The following is a 17534-nucleotide window of genomic DNA, read 5'->3' as shown; positions in this document are numbered from 1 at the left end:
GATAAGTGTAGGAGGGCCGCTTGCCGGGTCAACGAGCATGGCCCGCCCTGATGGGCCGGCATAAGCCCGGGCTTGGGTTTGAGCGGCGTGCTGGGTAAGCTGGCGCCAACTGTATTGAGGAGCGAATTCGTGAAAGCGTGGATCTTGATGGTACTGGCGCTGCTGCTGCCGGCTGCGGCCATGGCCGAGGAAGCCAAGGAAGGGGCGCCCAAGGTCGCCTACATCAGCCTGAGCCCGCCCTTTGTCGGCAACTATGCCCTCGACGGCGGCCCGCGGCTGCGCGTGTACAAGGCCGACGTGGCCCTGCGCGTGACCGGTGACGAAGCGGCCAAGGCGGTAAAGCATCACGAACCGCTGATCCGCAACCAGCTGGTAGCACTGTTCACCCAGCAGACCGTGGACAACATGAGCAACGTCGAGGCCAAGGAACACCTTCGCCAGGAGGCTTTGAAGCAGGTGCAGCAGGTGCTGGAAGCGGAAGAAGGCAAGCCGATCGTCGAAGACCTGCTGTTCAACAACCTGATCGTGCAGTGATCAATGTGGGAGCGGGCGGCGCGGTGAATGGCACCGGCTTCGCCGGTGTTCGCGGGCTTGCCCGCTCCCACAGTTGCCGACCATAGATCCTGAGGTGTCAGGACGCCAGGCTACGGCGAAACCGCGCCAGGGCGACGCTGAAAAACACCAGGCCAATCAGCGCCAGCGCCAGGATATCCGGCCATACCACCGCCCAGTCGGCATCCCGGAACAGGATCGCAGTACCCAGGCTGACAAAGTGCGTTGACGGTGACCCCTGCATCACCCATTGCAGCCATTGGGGCATGCTGTCCAGGGGTGTGCTGCCGCCAGACAGCAACAGCATCGGGATGATCACCGGGATTGCCAGCAGGCCGAACTGCGGCGTCGAGCGTGCCAGGGTGGCGAGGAAGATGCCCAGCGCGGTACTGGCGAACAGGTACAGCGCGGTCACGGCCAGAAACAGCCCCATCGAGCCGGACAGCGGCACACCCAGCGCGCCTTTCACGACCACCACCAGCGAAACCCACGTGCAGATCACCACCACCAGCGCGTTGCTGCCGATTTTCGCCAGCATGATTTCCAGTGCGGTGAGCGGCAGAACCAGTAGGTGGTCAAGCGTGCCATGCTCACGCTCGCGCAGCAGCGCGGTGCCGGTGAGGATGATCGCCAGGATGGTGATGTTGTTGACGATCTGGATCACCGCCAGGAACCAGCCCCCCTCAAGGTTGGGGTTGAACAGCGCCTTGGGGTTGATCAGCACCGGGCTTTGCACGTTGCCGCGCTGGCTGTAGTCGAGCAGCTCGCGCTCGAAGATGCGGCCAATGTAGCCGGCGCCCATGAACGCCTGGCTCATGGCCGTGGCGTCGACGTTGACCTGCAGCTCCGGCGAGCGCCCGGCCAGCAGGTCGCTCTGGAAGTTCACCGGTACGTTGATCACGAAGGTGTACTCGCCGCTGTCCATGGCCTGGTCCAGGCGTTCTGCGGGCAGCGGCACGGCTGGCTGGAACTCGGGCGGTTGCAGGGCTTCGCTGAGCTTGCGCGAGAGCAGGCTATGGTCTTCATCCACAACCGCCACGCTGGCGTTGTGTACGCCGATCACCGAGCCGGCTGCCGGCATGTAGATCGCCACGCTGAAGGCATATAGCAGGAACAGCAGCAGGACGCTGTCATGGCGCAGGCTGGTCAGTTCTTTCAGGCCCAGGCGCAGGGTGTGGTTCAGGCGCGACATGTCAGGCCTCCTGCTTCTTCAACATGGCCAGGCTCAGGCCCGTGAAGGCAGCGAAGAAGCCCAGCAGGATCAGGCACTGCGGCCACAGCTCACGCAGCCCCAGCGCCTTGGTGAAGGTGCCGACCGCGATATCGAGGAAGTAGCCCGCCGGGAACAGCTGACCCATCACCGCCGCTGCGCCATCCAGCGACGAGCGTGGCACGATCAGCCCGGAAAACTGGATGGTTGGCAGGCTGGTGATGATCATGGTGCCCAGGATGGCCGCGATCTGGGTGCGGGTGAAGGCCGAGATCAACAGCCCCAGGCTGGTGGTAGCCAGCAGGTAGGCCACGCCACCACAGGCCAGGGCCAGCGCGCTGCCCTTGAGCGGCACGGCGAACAGCCAGCGGTTCATGGCCACCAGCAGCGCCAGGTTGACCAGGCTCACGGCCAGGTAAGGCATCTGCTTGCCAAGCAGGAACTCCAGGCGAGTGAGGGGGGTGGCGTAGAAGTTGGTGATGGAGCCGAGCTCTTTCTCGCGGACAATGCCCAGCGCGGTGAGCATGGCGGGGATGAAGGCCAGGATCAGCGCCATCACGCCGGGGCCGATGGCATTCACGCTGACCACGTCCTGGTTGTAACGAAAACGTGTTTCCAGGCGTACCAGCTCCTGACGCGGCTGCGGCTCTGGGCTGGCCTTTGCCAGTTGCTCAAGGTTGGCCTGGTGCACGGCTTCCACGTAGTTGCGGCTGGTTTCTGCGCGGAACGGCATGCCGCCGTCGAGCCAGGCCGCCACCACCGGTTGGCGCCCGGCGTACAGGTCGCGGCCAAAGCCGGGCGGAATCTCCAGCGCCAGTTTGATTTCCGAGCGTTGCAAGCGCTGGTGCATCTCGCGGCTGTCACGAATCGGCGCCTGTTCGGCAAAATAGCGTGAGCCACGGAAGGCCTCAAGGTAGGCCCGGCTTTGCGGGCTCTGGTCCTGGTCGTACACGGCGAAGGCAAGGTTTTCTACATCCAGCGAAATGCCGTAGCCGAAGATCACCATCATGAACAGCGCGCCTGCCAGGGCGAAGGCCAGGCGTACCTTGTCGCGCAGCAGTTCCTTGCCCTCACGGCTGGCCACCGCCAGCAGGCGGCGCAGGCTGAAGCCCTGGCGCAGCGGCGGAGCGGGCGTGGCTGCCTGCTCCAGCACGGCGTTGTCCGTGGCTGGCGGCGCGAGCTCCTGGGCCTGCTCCAGGCAACGCACGAACGCGTCCTCCAAAGTGTCACCGTGGTACTGGCGCTGGAGGGCATCGGGGGTGTCGCAGGCCAGTACCCGCCCGGCATGCATCAACGAGATGCGGTCGCAGCGCTGGGCTTCGTTCATGAAGTGGGTGGAGAGGAAAATGGTCACGCCCTGTTCGCGTGACAATTGCACCAGCAGGCGCCAGAAGTCGTCGCGAGCGGCTGGATCGACGCCGGAGGTCGGTTCATCGAGAATCAACACTTCCGGGCGATGCAGTACCGCCACCGCCAATGACAGGCGCTGGCGCAGGCCAAGGGGCAGGGCGCCGGACGGTTGGTCGGCAATAGCGGCGAGGTCGAAGCGCTCGATCAGCTCATCGATGCGTTGGGCGCTCTCGGCTTTGGGCAGGTCGAACAGGCGGGCATGCAAGGCCAGGTTCTGCCGGGTGCTGAGCTCGCCATACAGCGAGAAACTCTGCGACATGAACCCGACCCGCTTGCGCGTGCCCAGGTCACTGGCGTCCACCGGGCGGCCGAGCAGGCTGGCGCTGCCCTCGCTGGCGGGCATCAGCCCGGTGAGCACTTTCATGGTGGTGGTCTTGCCGCAGCCGTTGGAGCCAAGGAAGCCGAAGATCTCGCCACGGCCAATGGCGAAACTGACCTTGTTCACCGCCGTGAAGTCGCCAAAGCGCAGTGTCAGGTCGTGGGCCTCGATGGCGACCGGGCCATCTGTGGCCGGGCGCGGCGGGATGTGCAAGGGTTGATGCTGCGCCTTGCCCGCACCTTGGTAATGGGTGAAGGCGTCGTCCAGCTTGCCGCTGGGGGTGACTGCGGCCAGTTCGTGGCTTGGCCCTGCGGCCAGCAGTCGGCCGCCATCGAGCATCAGGCAATGCTCGAACTGTTCGGCTTCTTCCATGTAGGCGGTAGCCACCAGCAGGGTCAGTTGCGGGCGCTGTGCGCGAACCTGCTCGACCAGCTCCCAGAAGCGCCGCCGCGACAGCGGGTCGACGCCGGTGGTGGGTTCGTCGAGGATCAGCAGGTCCGGCTCGTGGATCAGCGCGCAGCACAGCCCCAGCTTCTGCTTCATGCCACCTGACAGCTTGCCGGCCGGGCGCTCGGCAAAGCGTTGCAGGTCGGTGGCCTGCAGCAGGTTGGCCATGCGCTGTTCGCACTCGCTGCGGCCCAGGCCGAACAGGGTGGCGAAAAAGCGGATGTTCTCGCTGATCGACAGCTCCGGGTACAGGTTATTGCCCAGCCCCTGCGGCATGAACGCTACTTTCGGGTACAGCGCCGCGCGATGACGGCGCTGGCGGATCGAGCCACCCAGCACCTGCAGCTCGCCCTGTTGCAGGCGTTTGACGCCGGCGATCAACCCCAGCAAGGTCGATTTGCCGGCGCCGTCAGGGCCGATCAGCGCGCAGCGGGTGCCCGCAGGCAGGCTGAAGCCGAGGGTGTGCAGGGCCACCAGGTCGCCGTAGCGGTGGCCGATGCCCTCGGCCAGCAGTGCCGGGGCGTTCATTGCAGGTTGGCCGGCCAGTCCACCTCAGCCGTGCGCACATACCCGGCGCCTGGCATACCCGGTTTGGCCTGCGGCACTGCGCCGGGGTCGGTCAGGCGAAGCTTGACGCGGAACACCAGCTTTTGCCGCTCGTCGCGGGTTTCGACCTGCTTGGGGGTGAACTGGGCCTTGGCTGCGACAAAGGCCACCTTGGCCGGCAAAGCGCGCTCGGGCAGAGCGTCGAGTACGATGCGCGCCTGGTCGCCTACGGTCAGCGTGCCGCTGGTGGAAGCCGGCAGGTACAGGTTCATGTACTGGTCGCTGGGGTCGATCAGCATCAGCACGCGGCCGCCGGCACCCAGCACTTCACCGGGCTCGGCCAGGCGCAGCTGGATAATGCCGTTGATGGGCGCACGCAGGCTGCTGTCGTCGATTTCGCTGGTGAGCTGGGCCACCTGGGCTTCGGCTGCGCCGATGGCGGCTTTGATCGCTGCCAGCTGGGCGCGGGCGGCGACCACGGCGGCGTTGGCGGTGTCAAAGCGTGCCTGTTGCTGGTCGAGCAGTTGCTGGCTGGCGTATTTGCGCTGGAAGATTTCGCGCACGCGCTTGAGGTCCTGGCTGGCTAGCAACAGTTCGCTCTGGCGCAGCTGCACGCTGGCCTGGGCCGCGGCGTAGTTTTCCCGCGCGCGCAGCACTTCGGCTTCGGCCTGGGTGCGCTGGGCTTCCATGGTGCGGGTGTCAATGCGCGCCAGTAGCTGGCCGCGGGTGACTTTGTCGCCTTCGTCGACCAGCACTTCGGCCAGGCGGCCGGGGACCTTGCTGGCGATCTGCACTTCGGTGGCTTCGAGGCGGCCGTTGCCCATGCTCAGGCCTTCGGGCAGCTGGTCGTGGAGCGACTTCCAGTACCCCAGCCCTGCGGCTGCAGCGAGCAGGGCGATCAGCGCGGTGGCGAAGATTCTGGGGGCGTATCGGTTCATCGATCTGCATCCTTGCGGTTTTGCACACCACATCATGTCGCGGGGCCATTCGTGGCGTGTTGATATCGGTCAAACCCTTGACCTTAGCCACTGTTTCAAAGCAACGCGACAATCACCGCCCATTGTTCGGGTGTCACGGGCATCACCGACAGGCGGCTGCCTTTCTGCACCAGCGGCAGCTCGGCCAGCCCGGACTGCTGCTTCAACCTGCCCAGTTCCAGCACCCGTGGCAGGGTTTGCACATGGGCCACATCCACCGCACTCCACGGGTTCTTGTCGGCCGTGGCCTTGGCATCGTAGTAGTGGCTTTGGGGGTCCAGCGCGGTGGGGTCGGGGTACGCCGCGCGGGTGACTCTGGCAATACCGGCGATGCCCGGTTGCGGGCAGCTGGAGTGATAGAAGAAGAATTCGTCACCCACATTCATGGCCCGCAGGAAATTACGCGCCTGATAGTTGCGCACGCCGTCCCAGCGCGCTTCGCCAAGGCGGCCGAGGCCCTCGATGGAGAGTTCGTCGGGCTCGGATTTCATCAGCCAGTAGGCCATGGATGCTGCTCCTGAAAAGGTTTGAAATAACCTGTTGCACGAAACCGACAGCCGGTTGGCGTCAAGGTTTGCGTGCGGACGCAGGTTGTCGGAAAATGCGCCCCGTTTAAAGCGCGATGCGCTGGCGATACCCAGAAAATCGCCAAGCACTGAACAGTTTGCCTGGGGGGCAATCTTCAATGAATCAACGCAAAAAGCCGGATCTGCTGTGGATCCTGGTGTTCATTTTTGGCCTGGGTGTGGTCACTACCGGTTATGCGCAGGGTTTGTGGGAGCGCAAGCTGGACAGCGCCTACCAGATGCCGGTCGACGCCAGCCAGCCACAACGTTGATGCCCCCGCTGGCGCCGCTCAACGCGGTGCCAGGTACCAGCCACGGTCCGAGACCGTCCCCTGCAGTGGTACATCCCAGCTGGCCTGCGCCAGCCGCTCGACTTTCTGGCATTCGTGCGCCAGCCCCAGCAGCAATGGTTTTTTCCAGGTTTGCCGACGCGCCTGGTAGGCCAGGCTGCGATCATAAAAGCCGCCGCCCATTCCCAGACGCCCGCCCACTTCGTCAAAACCGACCAGCGGTAGCAGGACCAGGTCCAGCGCCCAGACCGGTCGCTGCCGCTTGCGGTCGGTCACCGGCTCGGGAATACGGAAGCGGTTGGGCTTGAGCTTTTCGCCCTGCTCGAACCGCTGGAATACCATGCGCGTGCGCGGCCAGGCGTGCAGCACCGGCAGGTAGGTACGCTTGCCCCGACGCTGGGCTTCGCGCAGCAGCAGGCAAGGGTCGATTTCGCCGTCGTTGGGCAGGTACAAGGCAATGTGGCGGGCGCGGCGGAACAATGGGTGTTGCGCCAGCTGGCGGTACAGGCCGAGGGTGGCCTTGCGTTGCTGGGCAGGGGTAAGGGCGCGGCGGGCATTGCGAAGCAGGCGACGGAGCTGGGGGCGGGTAAGCGGCGCGGTGTCGGTCATGGCACGGGCGATCCCAGATGTACTGGCCGGCACTGGACGGTCGGCCAAAACGAATTGCCCGCCTGAAGGGCGGGCAAAAAAATTCAGGCTCCCCGATCAGACCGCTGTCGGTGTAGCCCTTGAACCCGAAAGTTCAAGGTGGAGATTGCAGGGGGCGTTAAGGCTTTCCGTCGGGCGGACATGCACACCGGCCCCAGCGTGCAACCCCCGTGGTTGTGCGTATCGGCTCAGGGACATAACCGACTGGCGCATCCACCAGGGAGTGGCGCCAGTATACCAATCTCAGCCGATTTTGGTATCCGTGTCGTCGGACAAAGCCTTGTCTACCCGATCCAGCAGGTCACGCACCTGTTCGCGGTTGGCGCCGCTGGCCGGGGCTTCGGCGCGGTCTTCCTGGCGATGCAGCATTTCGTGGGTAATGTTCAATGCCGCCATGACCGCGATGCGGTCGGCGCCAATCACCTTGCCGCTGCTGCGGATCTCGCGCATCTTGCCGTCCAGGTAGCGCGCGGCGCTGACCAGGTTGTTGCGCTCTTCCGGCGGGCAGATGATCGAGTATTCCTTGTCGAGAATCTGCACGGTGACGCTATTGCTTGAACTCATGAGTCTTGCTCCAGAGCCTTGAGGCGTAAGATCATCGACTCGACCTTGCGCTTGGCGATCTCGTTCTTTTCGATGAGGTGGGCGCGCTCTTCGCGCCAGGATTTTTCCTGAGCTACTAGGAGTGCATTTTGCCGTTTTAGTTGCTCGACGCGTTCGATCAGCAACTCGAATCGGCTCATCAGTGCCTGAAGGTCGTTCTCTTGCGTGGGTTGCACTCGATTCGCTCCGTCGTTGAGTCACCTGGCGATGATGCCTCTCCCTGGGCGGCGACGGCCAGTGCCGATGGTCTTGGCGCGCCTGCCGGTGCTAGGATACAAGGTCTCCATTCTAGTCATTGCGCCGTCTGGCGCCTAGCTGCCCATGCCCAATACCCAATCGCCTTACATCGCCTTCGCCATGCTGCTCTCGAGCAATGGTCATCCTGTCACCCCGGCCGAACTGCACGGCCTGCTGGTCGGCCGCAGCTGCGCCGGCGCCGGCTTCGACGCCGATGCCTGGCTGGCCGATGCCGCCCAGCTGCTGGAAAACGAGCCCGGTGACACCGTGCGCAACGCCCTGATCGGCCTGCAGGAAATGGTCAAGGGCGAGCTGACCAGCGACGACATGGCCATCGTCCTGTTGCTGCCTTCCGACGACGCCGCCCTGAGCGACCGCGCCACCGCGCTGGGCCAGTGGTGCCAAGGCTTCATTACCGGTTTCGGCCTGAATGCCGGCGGCAAGGACTTGTCTGACGAAGCCAAGGATGTGCTGCAGGACCTGGTGGCCATTTCCCAGGTACAGGAAGCCCTCGAAGAGTCCGAGGACGGCGAGAGCGACTACATGGAAGTCATGGAGTACCTGCGCGTGGCGCCTCTGCTGCTGTTCTCCGAGCTGGCCAAGCCGGCCGCACCCGCGCCCAAGCCATCGCTGCACTGATCAACCGGGGGTAGTCTGCCCATGAGCCACATTCCCAAGGGCGAGTATGCCCGTCGGCGCAAGGCGCTGATGGCGCAGATGGTCCCCAACAGCATCGCCATCCTGCCCGCCGCCGCTGTTGCCATCCGCAACCGCGACGTCGAGCACGTGTATCGACAGGACAGCGACTTCCAGTACCTCAGCGGCTTTCCGGAGCCTGAGGCGGTCATTGCGCTGATCCCGGGGCGTGAACATGGCGAGTACGTACTGTTTTGCCGTGAGCGCAACCCGGAGCGCGAACTGTGGGACGGGCTACGGGCCGGCCAGGAAGGCGCGGTGCGCGATTTCGGCGCCGACGATGCCTTCCCCATCACCGACATCGACGAGATCCTGCCGGGCCTGATCGAAGGCCGCGAGCGGGTGTACAGCGCCATGGGCAGCAACCCCGAGTTCGACCGGCGGCTGATGGACTGGATCAACGTGATCCGCTCCAAGGCCCGCCTGGGCGCGCAGCCGCCGAACGAGTTCGTTGCGCTGGATCATCTGCTGCACGACATGCGCCTGTATAAATCGGCAGCGGAAGTGAAGGTGATGCGTGCCGCCGCAGCCATCTCGGCGCGGGCACACGTGCGGGCCATGCAGGCCTGCCGGGCCGGGCTGCACGAATACAGCCTGGAAGCCGAACTGGATTACGAGTTCCGCAAGGGCGGCGCGAAGATGCCGGCCTACGGCTCGATTGTCGCGGCCGGGCGCAATGGCTGCATCCTGCACTATCAGCAGAATGACGCCCCGCTCAAGGATGGCGACCTGGTGCTGATCGACGCCGGTTGCGAAATCGACTGCTACGCCAGCGACATCACCCGCACCTTCCCGGTCAGCGGGCGCTTCTCGCCCGAGCAGAAGGCCATCTACGAGCTGGTGCTCAAGGCCCAGGCCGCGGCGTTTGCCGAAATCGCCCCGGGCAAGCACTGGAACCACGCCCACGAGGCGACCGTGAAGGTCATCACCGAAGGCCTGGTCGAGCTTGGCCTGCTTTCGGGCGAGGTGCAGGCGCTGATCGACAGCGAGGCCTATCGCGCCTTCTACATGCACCGTGCCGGGCATTGGCTGGGCATGGATGTGCACGACGTGGGCGAGTACAAAGTGGGCGGTGAGTGGCGGGTGCTGGAGCCCGGCATGGCGCTGACCGTCGAGCCGGGCATCTACATAGGCGCCGACAATCAGGCCGTGGCCAAGAAATGGCGCGGCATTGGCGTAAGGATCGAGGACGACGTGGTGGTGACCAGGCAAGGTTGTGAAATCCTGACTTCGGGCGTGCCGCGCACGGTTGCCGAGATCGAGACGCTGATGCAGGCCGCCCGCAAGGACGCGGCATGAACCGCGTGAACCTGGCGATCATTGGCGGTGGCCTGGTGGGCGCAAGCCTGGCCTTGACCCTGCAGGCCGGGGCCAAGGCGCGCGGCTGGAAGATCTTGCTGATCGAGCCGTTCGCCCCTGGCGACAGCTTCCAGCCCAGCTACGATGCGCGCTCTTCGGCGTTGTCGTTCGGCACCCAGCAGATCTACCAGCAGCACGGCCTGTGGCAGGCTATCGGCCGCCGTGCCGAGCCGATTCGGCAAATTCACGTTTCCGACCGTGGCCGTTTCGGCGCCACCCGCCTGGATGCCCTGGAAGAAGGCGTACCGGCGCTGGGCTACGTGGTGGAAAACGCCTGGCTTGGCCAGTGCCTGTGGCAAGGGCTGGACAGCGACGTGGTGAGCTGGCGATGCCCGGCGGAAGTGACCTCGATGGAGGCGATCGAAGGCGGTTACCGCCTGGGGTTGAATGACGACACCCAGCTGGAATGCGACCTGGCGGTACTGGCCGACGGTGGCCGTTCCGGCCTGCGCGAGCAGTTGGGGATTCACGTGCGTCACACGCCCTACCAACAGAGCGCGTTGATTGCCAACATCACCCCGGGTGAAGCCCACGGCGGCCAGGCGTTCGAGCGCTTCACCGAAGAAGGCCCCATGGCCCTGCTGCCGTTGCCGGAAAACCGCTGTGCGCTGGTGTGGACCCGCCAGGGCATGGATGCGCGGCGCCTGGCCGACATCGATGAGCGCAGCTTCCTGCGCGAGCTGCAAGGCGTGTTTGGCTATCGCCTGGGCGCGTTGCGCCAGGTCGGCGCCCGGCACCTTTATCCCCTGTCACTGATCGAGGCCCAGGAACAGGTGCGGCCGCAGCTGGTGGTACTGGGCAATGCCGCGCACAGCCTGCACCCCATTGCCGGCCAGGGCTTCAACCTGTCGCTGCGTGATGTGCAGGCGCTGGCGGACGCGTTGCTGGCCGGGCCGCAGCAGCCCGGTGACCTGGCCACGCTGCAGGCTTACGCCCAGCGCCAGCGCCTGGACCAAGCGATGACCATCGGCTTTTCCGACCAGGTCACCCGCCTGTTCGGCAGCAACCAGCCGTTGCTGGCCGCCGGGCGCAACCTTGGCCTGCTCGGGCTCGACCTGCTGCCGCCGGCCAAAAGCTGGTTCGCCCGCCAGGCCATGGGCCTGGGCACCCGCCCCGATCCGCGGGGGCAGGCATGAGCAACCCGCGTAAACTGGCACGTCGTGCGCGCATGTTGCGCTGGATGCTGAACCTCTACCCGCCGTACCTGGGGGCGGGCATCCGCGTGCAGTCCATCAGCCCCGACCTGCGCAGCGTCAAGGTGGCGATGAAGCTGACCCGCTGGAACCGCAACTATGTCGGTACCCAGTTTGGCGGCAGCCTGTATTCGATGGTCGATCCTTTCTACATGCTGCTGCTGATCGAGCAGTTGGGCCGCGACTACATCGTCTGGGACAAGGCCGCCAGCATCGATTTCATCTCGCCGGGCAAAGGCCCGGTGTATGCCGAGTTCCACGTCGATGACGCGCTGCTGGACGACATCCGCCAGCAGACCGCCACCGGCAAGAAGTGCCTGCCGCGATTGCAGGTCGATATCCGCGATGGCGCCGGCGAGCTGGTGGCGCGGGTCGATAAAACCCTATACGTGCGGCTCAAGCCGCAAGCGAGGCTGGCGTAAGGCATGGAAATGCGCGCAGATCTGTTGATTGTCGGTGCCGGTATGGTCGGCAGCGCACTGGCCCTGGCGTTGCGCCACAGTGGCTTGCAAATCCTCTTGCTCGATGGCGGCCCGCTAACGGTCAAGCCCTTCGACGCCCAGGCGCCCTTCGAACCGCGTGTCAGCGCGCTGTCGGCGGCCAGCCAGCGCATCCTCGAGCGCCTCGGCGCGTGGGACGGCATCGCCCAGCGGCGTGCTACGCCGTATTCCGACATGCATGTGTGGGATGGCAGCGGCACCGGGCAGATTCACTTCTCGGCCGCCAGCGTGCATGCCCAGGTGCTTGGCCATATCGTCGAGAACCGGGTGGTGCAGGATGGCCTGCTGGAGCGCCTGCACGACAGCGACATCGGCCTGCTGCCCAATGCGCGGCTGGAGCAGTTGCGTCGCTCGGGGGACGAGTGGTTGCTGACCCTGGCTGATGGCCGTCAACTGCGTGCTCCACTGGTGATCGCCGCCGACGGTGCCAATTCGGCGGTACGGCGCCTGGCCGGTTGCGAAACCCGCGAATGGGATTACCTGCACCATGCCATCGTCACTAGCGTGCGCTGCAGTGCCGGGCACCAGGGCACGGCCTGGCAGCGCTTCACCGATGAGGGGCCGTTGGCGTTTCTGCCGTTGACCCGCGATGGCCAGCAGGATTGGTGCTCGATTGTGTGGTCGACCACCCCGGAGCATGCCGAGCAGTTGATGGCACTGGATGAAGCCGCCTTCCTGCAGGCCCTGGAGCGGGCCTTCGAGGGGCGCCTGGGTGACGTGCTGCAGGCCGACCCGCGGGTGTGCGTGCCGCTGCGCCAGCGCCACGCCAAGCGCTATGTGGACGAGGGCCTGGCCTTGATCGGCGATGCTGCGCACACCATCCACCCGCTGGCGGGGCAGGGCGTCAACCTGGGCTTCCTCGATGCTGCGGTGCTGGCCGAAGTGCTGGTCAATGCCTGCGAGCGCGGTGAGCGGCTGGCAGATGTGAAGGTGTTGAGCCGTTACGAGCGGCGGCGCATGCCGCACAACCTGGCGCTGATGGCGGCAATGGAGGGCTTTGAGCGGTTGTTCCAGGCCAACCCGCTGCCGTTGCGCTGGTTGCGTAACAGCGGGTTGAAACTGGTGGAGCAGATGCCGGAGGCCAAGGCGCTGTTTGTGCGCCAGGCGCTGGGTTTGAGTGGTGATCTGCCGGATCTGGCCAAAGCCTGAAGGCTGTGCGCGATGCTTTGTAGGAGCAGCCTTGTGCTGCGAAGAGGCCAGTGAAACCAGCCAGTTTTGCTCGGTTGGCTGCCGGCCCTTTCGCAGCGCAAGGCTGCTCCTACAATGGGCGGTGCAAGCTCTGCAACATCCGGTAACTGCTAGGTAGATGAGCCAGAAAATGGGATTCACTACCATTCGCACCTCTCATACGATCCGAGGAGTGCTTCCCATGTTGCCACGCAAGCCCCTACTGGCCGCCCTGGCCCTGACCCTGTTCGGCGGCACTGCCCAAGCGGCGGACGAAGTGGTGGTGTACTCCTCGCGCATCGACGAGCTGATCAAGCCGGTGTTCGATGCCTATACCGCCAAGACCGGGGTCAAGATCAAGTTCATCACCGACAAGGAAGCCCCGCTGATGCAACGCATCAAGGCCGAGGGCGACAACGGCGTGGCCGACCTGCTGTTGACCGTCGATGCCGGCAACCTGTGGCAAGCCGAGCAGATGGGCATCCTGCAGCCGATCAAGTCCGACATCATCGACAACAACATTCCGCCGCAGTACCGCGCCTCGTCCCATGACTGGACCGGCCTTAGCCTGCGCGCCCGCACCATCATCTACTCCACCGAGCGGGTCAAACCCGAGGAGTTGAGCACCTACGAAGCCTTGGCCGACAAACAGTGGGAAGGCCGCCTGTGCCTGCGCACGGCCAAGAAGGTGTACAACCAGTCGCTCACCGCGACGCTGATCGAGACCCATGGCGAGGCGAAGACCGAGCAGATCGTCAAAGGCTGGGTCAACAACCTGTCCACCGACGTGTTCTCCGACGACAACGCGGTGATCCAGGCCATCGAGGCCGGCCAGTGCGACGTGGGCGTGGTCAACACTTACTACTACGGCCGCCTGCACAAGCAGAACCCGAACCTGCCGGTGAAGATCTTCTGGCCCAACCAGGGAGACCGTGGCGTGCACGTCAACCTGTCGGGTATTGGCCTGACCAAGCACGCGCCACACCCGGAAGCGGCGAAAAAGCTGGTGGAATGGATGACGGGCGAAGAAGCGCAGAAGCTGTTCGCCGACATCAACCAGGAGTTCCCGGCCAACCCGAAGGTGAAGCCTTCCGAGGAAGTGGCGGCGTGGGGCAGCTTCAAGGCTGACAGCATTCCGGTGGAAATTGCCGGCAAGCGCCAGGCCGAAGCCATCCGCTTGATGGATCGCGCTGGCTACAACTAAGCGCCAGGCCGTATCCTTCCGGGGCCTGCAAGGGCCTCTTCGCGGGCATGCCCGCTCCCATAGGTTTTGCACTGCCTTTGAGGGTTGTGCGGCCCCTTGTGGGAGCGGGCATGCCCGCGAACGACCGCAAAGCGGTCGCACATCAGCCACAGAGACATAGAACTTGCCCCACACCCCCCAACGCCGCTGGTACCTCCCGGTCTCCCTGATCGCCGCCCTGGTGCTGCTGCCCCTGAGCGTCCTGCTGCTGTCCTGGCAGTCGATCGATACGCAGATCTGGTCGCACCTGCTCGACACCCAGATGAGCCGCCTGTTGGGCAATACCCTGACGCTTGTGGTGGGCGTAGGTATCGGCGTCACCGTGCTAGGCGTGAGCCTCGCCTGGCTCACCAGCCTCTGCGAGTTCCCAGGCCGGCGCTGGCTGGACTGGGCGCTGATGCTGCCGTTCGCCATCCCTGCCTATGTGCTGGCGTTTGTCTTCGTCGGCCTGCTGGACTTCGCCGGCCCGGTGCAAAGCGCCCTGCGTGAGGTGTTCGGGCCGATGCGCCTGCCGCGGGTGCGCTCCACCGGCGGGGTGATCATCGTGCTGGTGCTGGTGTTCTACCCCTACGTCTATCTGCTGGCGCGCACGGCCTTCCTGGCCCAGGGCAAAGGCCTGATGGAAGCGGCGCGCGTACTCGGGCTATCGCCCCTGCAAGCGTTCTGGCGCGTGGCCCTGCCCATGGCGCGGCCGGCGATCGGTGCCGGCATTGCCCTGGCCTTGATGGAAACCCTGGCCGACTTCGGCGCGGTGGCCGTGTTCAATTTCGACACCTTCACCACCGCCATCTACAAGACCTGGTACGGCTTCTTCAGCCTGTCCAGCGCCGCCCAGCTGGCCAGCCTGTTGCTGCTGGCGGTGATGCTGGTGCTGTACGGCGAGCGCCGTGCCCGGGGTGCCAGCCGCAGCGGCAACGAGCGACCGCGGGTGCAGGCGTTGTACCACCTGCGTGGTGTGAAGGCGTTGCTGGCCAGTGGCTGGTGCCTGCTGGTGTTTGCTTGCGCCTTCGTCATCCCGCTGCTGCAGCTGCTGGCGTGGCTCTGGCAACGCGGCCGGCATGACCTGGACGAGCGCTATGTCGGTCTGGTGTTGCACACCTTGTACCTGGGCAGCATGGCGGCACTGGTCACGGTGAGCGTGGCGCTGTTGCTGGCCTTTGCCCGGCGGCAGGCGCCGACGGGGGGTATCCGCGCCGGGGTCGGCCTGGCCAATCTCGGCTATGCCTTGCCCGGCTCGGTGCTGGCAGTGTCGATCATGCTGGCCTTCAGTTACCTCGATAACCACTTGGTCATCCCGCTGTCCAGCTGGTTGGGCGGGGCAGGCAAGCCGCTGCTGCTGGGCAGCCTTGCGGCCTTGCTGTTGGCCTATCTGGTGCGTTTCATCGCCGTGGCCTACGGGCCGCTGGAAAGCAGCCTGGAGCGTATCCGCCCGTCACTGCCCGAGGCTTCCCGTAGCCTGGGCGTGAGTGGGCCAAGATTATTTTTCAAGGTGTATCTGCCGCTTCTGGTGCCCGGTGCCCTCAGCGCCGCCCTGCTGGTGTTCGTCGATGTGCTCAAGGAGATGCCGGCCACCTTGCTGATGCGACCGTTCGGCTGGGACACCTTGGCGGTACGGGTGTTCGAGATGACCAGCGAGGGCGAATGGGCACGTGCCTCGCTGCCCGCATTGACGCTGGTGCTGGTGGGTTTGCTGCCGGTCATCGGCCTGATCCGCCGTTCGGCACATCGACCCGGTTACAGTCACTGAGGGTGCCAGCCTGCGTCCTTGCGGCTACAATGCGCGGCATTCGCGTGGTGGGTCCTACAAGAAGAGCTGACGATCAAACGTCATCGACCGCCGCCGCTTCGCCACGCCCGGAAGGAGAAACCCATGGGACAGCGCACGCTTTTGTATGACCTGCACCTGGCGCTTGGCGCCAAAACGGTCGATTTCGGTGGCTGGGACATGCCCCTGCACTATGGCTCGCAGGTCGAGGAGCACCACCAGGTGCGCAGCGATTGCGGGGTTTTCGATGTGTCCCACATGACCGTGGTCGATGTCGATGGCAGCGACGCAACTGCCTGGCTGCAGCGTTTGTTGGCCAACGACGTGGCCCGCCTCGAAGAAACCGGCAAGGCGCTATACAGCCCGCTGCTCCATGAGGAGGGCGGGGTGATCGACGACTTGATCGTCTATCGCACGGAAAACGGCTACCGCCTGGTCACCAACGCCGCCACCCGGGCCAGAGTGCTCGATTGGCTGCAACAGCAGCGGGCCGGTTTTGCCGTGGACTTCCAGGTCCGCCCCGATCTTGCCATTCTCGCCATCCAGGGCCCGCGTGCCCGCGAAAAGGTGGCAGCCCTGCTCAGCCCCACGCGCGCAGCACTGATTCGCGAACTGCGCCCGTTCGAAGGCGTTGCCGAGGGCGACTGGTTTATTGCCCGCACCGGGTATACCGGTGAAGACGGCCTGGAGATCATCTTCCCGGGCGATCAGGCGGTGGCATTCTTCAACGACCTGGTCGGCGCCGGCATCGCCCCCAGTGGCCTCGGCGCCCGCGACACCCTGCGCCTGGAAGCCGGCATGAACCTGTACGGCCAGGATATCGACGAAGCCCACACCCCGCTGACGTCCAACCTCGGCTGGAGCATCGCCTGGGAGCCAGCCGAGCGCGACTTCATCGGCCGCGCCGGCCTGCTGGCGGAAATCGAACAGGGTGTGCAGGAAAAACTGGTCGGCCTGGTACTGGAAGAGCGCGGCGTGCTGCGTGCCCACCAGGTGGTGCGTGTGGCAGGGATTGGCGAAGGGGAGATCACCAGTGGTAGTTTCTCACCTACGCTGAGCAAGTCCATTGCCCTTGCGCGCGTACCCATGGCCACCGGCGACCGGGCCGAGGTGGAAATCCGCGGCAAATGGTACCCGGTGCGGGTGGTCAAACCGACCTTCGTGCGCCACGGCAAGATTCTGATCTGAACAATTTATAACCGGCGGGCGTACCGCTGAGCCAATCGAGGAATTCAAGACATGAGCAATATCCCCGCCGAACTGCGTTTTGCCGAAAGCCATGAGTGGGCTCGCCTGGAAGCCGACGGCAGTGTGACCGTGGGTATCAGCGATCACGCCCAGGAAGCCTTGGGTGATGTGGTGTTCGTCGAGCTGGCTGAAGTCGGCAAAGTGTTTGGCGCTGGCGACGCTGCAGGTGTGGTGGAGTCGGTCAAGGCCGCTTCGGACATCTACGCCCCTATCGGTGGCGAAGTGATCGCAGTCAACGAAGAGCTGGCCGACAGCCCGGAGCAGCTCAACGAAGAACCTTACGGCGCGTGGATCTTCAAACTGAAGCCAAGCAACCCGGCCGAGCTGGACAAGCTGCTGGATGCTGCTGGCTACAAGGCCGCTATCGGCGAGTAAGACCGCGTCGCCTGCTTCGCGGGCGCGCCCGCTCCCACAGGGATAGCGCCCGCCGCTGGCCTTTGATCAACCTGTGGGAGCGGGCATGCCCGCGAAGAGGCCGGTACTGACCAAGCAAGTTTCCCCGCAGAATCTGCAATCCCTTCCTAGACTTGTAAGTCTCCATGAGACCTGGTCTAGGAA

The 17534-nt window shown here is 64.9% G+C and carries 18 protein-coding genes and 1 other RNA gene; 11 read left to right on the top strand and 8 right to left on the bottom strand.

Translation table 11 applies throughout. The features are described 5' to 3' along the window. Positions 1 to 129: 129 nt before the first annotated feature. Positions 130 to 534 carry a flagellar basal body-associated protein FliL gene (locus tag MRBLPB4O_RS26730; RefSeq protein ID WP_016489751.1) on the top strand — a complete coding sequence of 135 codons (405 nt, stop codon included), beginning with the start codon at positions 130 to 132 and terminating at the stop codon, positions 532 to 534. Between the two features lie 97 nt (positions 535 to 631). Here MRBLPB4O_RS26730 and MRBLPB4O_RS26725 read toward each other — a convergent pair whose 3' ends face one another. From MRBLPB4O_RS26725 to MRBLPB4O_RS26710, 4 genes are all read right to left on the bottom strand, one after another. Then, positions 632 to 1744 carry an ABC transporter permease gene (locus MRBLPB4O_RS26725; RefSeq protein ID WP_341797078.1) on the bottom strand — a complete coding sequence of 371 codons (1113 nt, stop codon included), beginning with the start codon at positions 1742 to 1744 and terminating at the stop codon, positions 632 to 634. A gap of 1 nt (position 1745) precedes the next feature. Then, entirely contained in the window at positions 1746 to 4466 is a 2721-nt protein-coding gene (rbbA, locus tag MRBLPB4O_RS26720; RefSeq protein ID WP_341797077.1) for a ribosome-associated ATPase/putative transporter RbbA, read from the bottom strand. Further along, positions 4463 to 5422: an HlyD family efflux transporter periplasmic adaptor subunit gene (locus MRBLPB4O_RS26715; RefSeq protein ID WP_341797076.1), complete on the bottom strand. Its 960-nt coding sequence runs from the start codon at positions 5420 to 5422 to the stop codon at positions 4463 to 4465. Before MRBLPB4O_RS26715 ends, rbbA begins: the two co-directional genes overlap by 4 nt. Positions 5423 to 5517: 95 nt before the next feature. Continuing rightward, positions 5518 to 5967, bottom strand: a complete 450-nt coding sequence (locus MRBLPB4O_RS26710; RefSeq protein ID WP_341797075.1) for an EVE domain-containing protein — start codon at positions 5965 to 5967, stop codon at positions 5518 to 5520. 179 nt (positions 5968 to 6146) lie between these two features. Between MRBLPB4O_RS26710 and MRBLPB4O_RS26705 the strand changes: the two genes are divergently transcribed. Next, a complete protein-coding gene (locus tag MRBLPB4O_RS26705; RefSeq protein WP_016489747.1) occupies positions 6147 to 6299 on the top strand; it encodes a hypothetical protein in 153 nt (50 codons plus the stop codon). Positions 6300 to 6317: 18 nt separating this feature from the next. On the opposite strand, the gene MRBLPB4O_RS26700 is transcribed toward MRBLPB4O_RS26705, so the two are convergent. From MRBLPB4O_RS26700 to MRBLPB4O_RS26685, 4 genes are all read right to left on the bottom strand, one after another. Beyond that, on the bottom strand, positions 6318 to 6926 hold the full coding sequence (locus MRBLPB4O_RS26700) for a 5-formyltetrahydrofolate cyclo-ligase (protein ID WP_341797074.1): 609 nt from the start codon (positions 6924 to 6926) through the stop codon (positions 6318 to 6320). A gap of 85 nt (positions 6927 to 7011) precedes the next feature. Further along, positions 7012 to 7191, bottom strand: a non-coding RNA gene (gene ssrS / locus MRBLPB4O_RS26695) — 6S RNA. 17 nt (positions 7192 to 7208) lie between these two features. Continuing rightward, a complete protein-coding gene (locus MRBLPB4O_RS26690; protein ID WP_049278290.1) occupies positions 7209 to 7529 on the bottom strand; it encodes a cell division protein ZapA in 321 nt (106 codons plus the stop codon). Then, positions 7526 to 7708 carry a TIGR02449 family protein gene (locus tag MRBLPB4O_RS26685; protein WP_029886233.1) on the bottom strand — a complete coding sequence of 61 codons (183 nt, stop codon included), beginning with the start codon at positions 7706 to 7708 and terminating at the stop codon, positions 7526 to 7528. The genes MRBLPB4O_RS26690 and MRBLPB4O_RS26685 overlap by 4 nt, the downstream gene beginning before the upstream one ends. A 181-nt stretch (positions 7709 to 7889) precedes the next feature. On the opposite strand from MRBLPB4O_RS26685, the gene MRBLPB4O_RS26680 reads away from it, so the two are divergent. The 9 genes from MRBLPB4O_RS26680 to gcvH all read left to right on the top strand — a co-directional run bounded on the left by MRBLPB4O_RS26680 (position 7890) and on the right by gcvH (position 17351). After that, positions 7890 to 8444, top strand: coding sequence for a YecA family protein (locus MRBLPB4O_RS26680; RefSeq protein ID WP_016502163.1), 555 nt, complete (start codon positions 7890 to 7892; stop codon positions 8442 to 8444). Between the two features lie 21 nt (positions 8445 to 8465). Continuing rightward, entirely contained in the window at positions 8466 to 9800 is a 1335-nt protein-coding gene (gene pepP / locus MRBLPB4O_RS26675; RefSeq protein ID WP_341797073.1) for a Xaa-Pro aminopeptidase, read from the top strand. Beyond that, complete coding sequence (gene ubiH, locus MRBLPB4O_RS26670; RefSeq protein WP_341797072.1) at positions 9797 to 10996, top strand: 2-octaprenyl-6-methoxyphenyl hydroxylase; 1200 nt, start codon at positions 9797 to 9799, stop codon at positions 10994 to 10996. Before pepP ends, ubiH begins: the two co-directional genes overlap by 4 nt. Beyond that, the gene (locus MRBLPB4O_RS26665; protein ID WP_016489741.1) at positions 10993 to 11475 is read left to right on the top strand and encodes a DUF4442 domain-containing protein; all 483 of its coding nucleotides are present in this window, start codon (positions 10993 to 10995) and stop codon (positions 11473 to 11475) included. The genes ubiH and MRBLPB4O_RS26665 overlap by 4 nt, the downstream gene beginning before the upstream one ends. Before the next feature lie 9 nt (positions 11476 to 11484). Next, positions 11485 to 12702, top strand: coding sequence for a 2-octaprenyl-3-methyl-6-methoxy-1,4-benzoquinol hydroxylase (locus MRBLPB4O_RS26660; protein WP_162838454.1), 1218 nt, complete (start codon positions 11485 to 11487; stop codon positions 12700 to 12702). Between the two features lie 220 nt (positions 12703 to 12922). Next, complete coding sequence (locus MRBLPB4O_RS26655; protein ID WP_341797071.1) at positions 12923 to 13924, top strand: extracellular solute-binding protein; 1002 nt, start codon at positions 12923 to 12925, stop codon at positions 13922 to 13924. A 163-nt stretch (positions 13925 to 14087) separates the two neighbouring features. Beyond that, positions 14088 to 15710 carry an iron ABC transporter permease gene (locus MRBLPB4O_RS26650; protein ID WP_341797070.1) on the top strand — a complete coding sequence of 541 codons (1623 nt, stop codon included), beginning with the start codon at positions 14088 to 14090 and terminating at the stop codon, positions 15708 to 15710. Between the two features lie 123 nt (positions 15711 to 15833). Continuing rightward, on the top strand, positions 15834 to 16916 hold the full coding sequence (gcvT, locus tag MRBLPB4O_RS26645; protein ID WP_049278298.1) for a glycine cleavage system aminomethyltransferase GcvT: 1083 nt from the start codon (positions 15834 to 15836) through the stop codon (positions 16914 to 16916). 51 nt (positions 16917 to 16967) lie between these two features. Next, entirely contained in the window at positions 16968 to 17351 is a 384-nt protein-coding gene (gene gcvH / locus MRBLPB4O_RS26640; protein WP_341797069.1) for a glycine cleavage system protein GcvH, read from the top strand. The last annotated feature ends 183 nt before the right edge of the window (positions 17352 to 17534 follow it).

Source organism: Pseudomonas sp. LPB4.O (assembly GCF_038383825.1).
Lineage (GTDB): Bacteria > Pseudomonadota > Gammaproteobacteria > Pseudomonadales > Pseudomonadaceae > Aquipseudomonas > Aquipseudomonas putida.
This window is presented reverse-complemented; position numbering and strand designations above follow the sequence as displayed.

Excerpts from the sequence above, each read along its gene's own strand:
- MRBLPB4O_RS26725 (WP_341797078.1), bottom strand. The coding sequence starts at position 1,744 with ATGTCGCGCCTGAACCACACCCTGCGCCTGGGCCTGAAAGAACTGACC.
- rbbA (WP_341797077.1), bottom strand. The coding sequence starts at position 4,466 with ATGAACGCCCCGGCACTGCTGGCCGAGGGCATCGGCCACCGCTACGGC.
- MRBLPB4O_RS26715 (WP_341797076.1), bottom strand. The coding sequence starts at position 5,422 with ATGAACCGATACGCCCCCAGAATCTTCGCCACCGCGCTGATCGCCCTG.
- MRBLPB4O_RS26710 (WP_341797075.1), bottom strand. The coding sequence starts at position 5,967 with ATGGCCTACTGGCTGATGAAATCCGAGCCCGACGAACTCTCCATCGAG.
- MRBLPB4O_RS26705 (WP_016489747.1), top strand. The coding sequence starts at position 6,147 with ATGAATCAACGCAAAAAGCCGGATCTGCTGTGGATCCTGGTGTTCATT.
- MRBLPB4O_RS26700 (WP_341797074.1), bottom strand. The coding sequence starts at position 6,926 with ATGACCGACACCGCGCCGCTTACCCGCCCCCAGCTCCGTCGCCTGCTT.
- MRBLPB4O_RS26690 (WP_049278290.1), bottom strand. The coding sequence starts at position 7,529 with ATGAGTTCAAGCAATAGCGTCACCGTGCAGATTCTCGACAAGGAATAC.
- MRBLPB4O_RS26685 (WP_029886233.1), bottom strand. The coding sequence starts at position 7,708 with ATGAGCCGATTCGAGTTGCTGATCGAACGCGTCGAGCAACTAAAACGG.
- MRBLPB4O_RS26680 (WP_016502163.1), top strand. The coding sequence starts at position 7,890 with ATGCCCAATACCCAATCGCCTTACATCGCCTTCGCCATGCTGCTCTCG.
- pepP (WP_341797073.1), top strand. The coding sequence starts at position 8,466 with ATGAGCCACATTCCCAAGGGCGAGTATGCCCGTCGGCGCAAGGCGCTG.
- ubiH (WP_341797072.1), top strand. The coding sequence starts at position 9,797 with ATGAACCGCGTGAACCTGGCGATCATTGGCGGTGGCCTGGTGGGCGCA.
- MRBLPB4O_RS26665 (WP_016489741.1), top strand. The coding sequence starts at position 10,993 with ATGAGCAACCCGCGTAAACTGGCACGTCGTGCGCGCATGTTGCGCTGG.
- MRBLPB4O_RS26660 (WP_162838454.1), top strand. The coding sequence starts at position 11,485 with ATGCGCGCAGATCTGTTGATTGTCGGTGCCGGTATGGTCGGCAGCGCA.
- MRBLPB4O_RS26655 (WP_341797071.1), top strand. The coding sequence starts at position 12,923 with ATGTTGCCACGCAAGCCCCTACTGGCCGCCCTGGCCCTGACCCTGTTC.
- gcvT (WP_049278298.1), top strand. The coding sequence starts at position 15,834 with ATGGGACAGCGCACGCTTTTGTATGACCTGCACCTGGCGCTTGGCGCC.
- gcvH (WP_341797069.1), top strand. The coding sequence starts at position 16,968 with ATGAGCAATATCCCCGCCGAACTGCGTTTTGCCGAAAGCCATGAGTGG.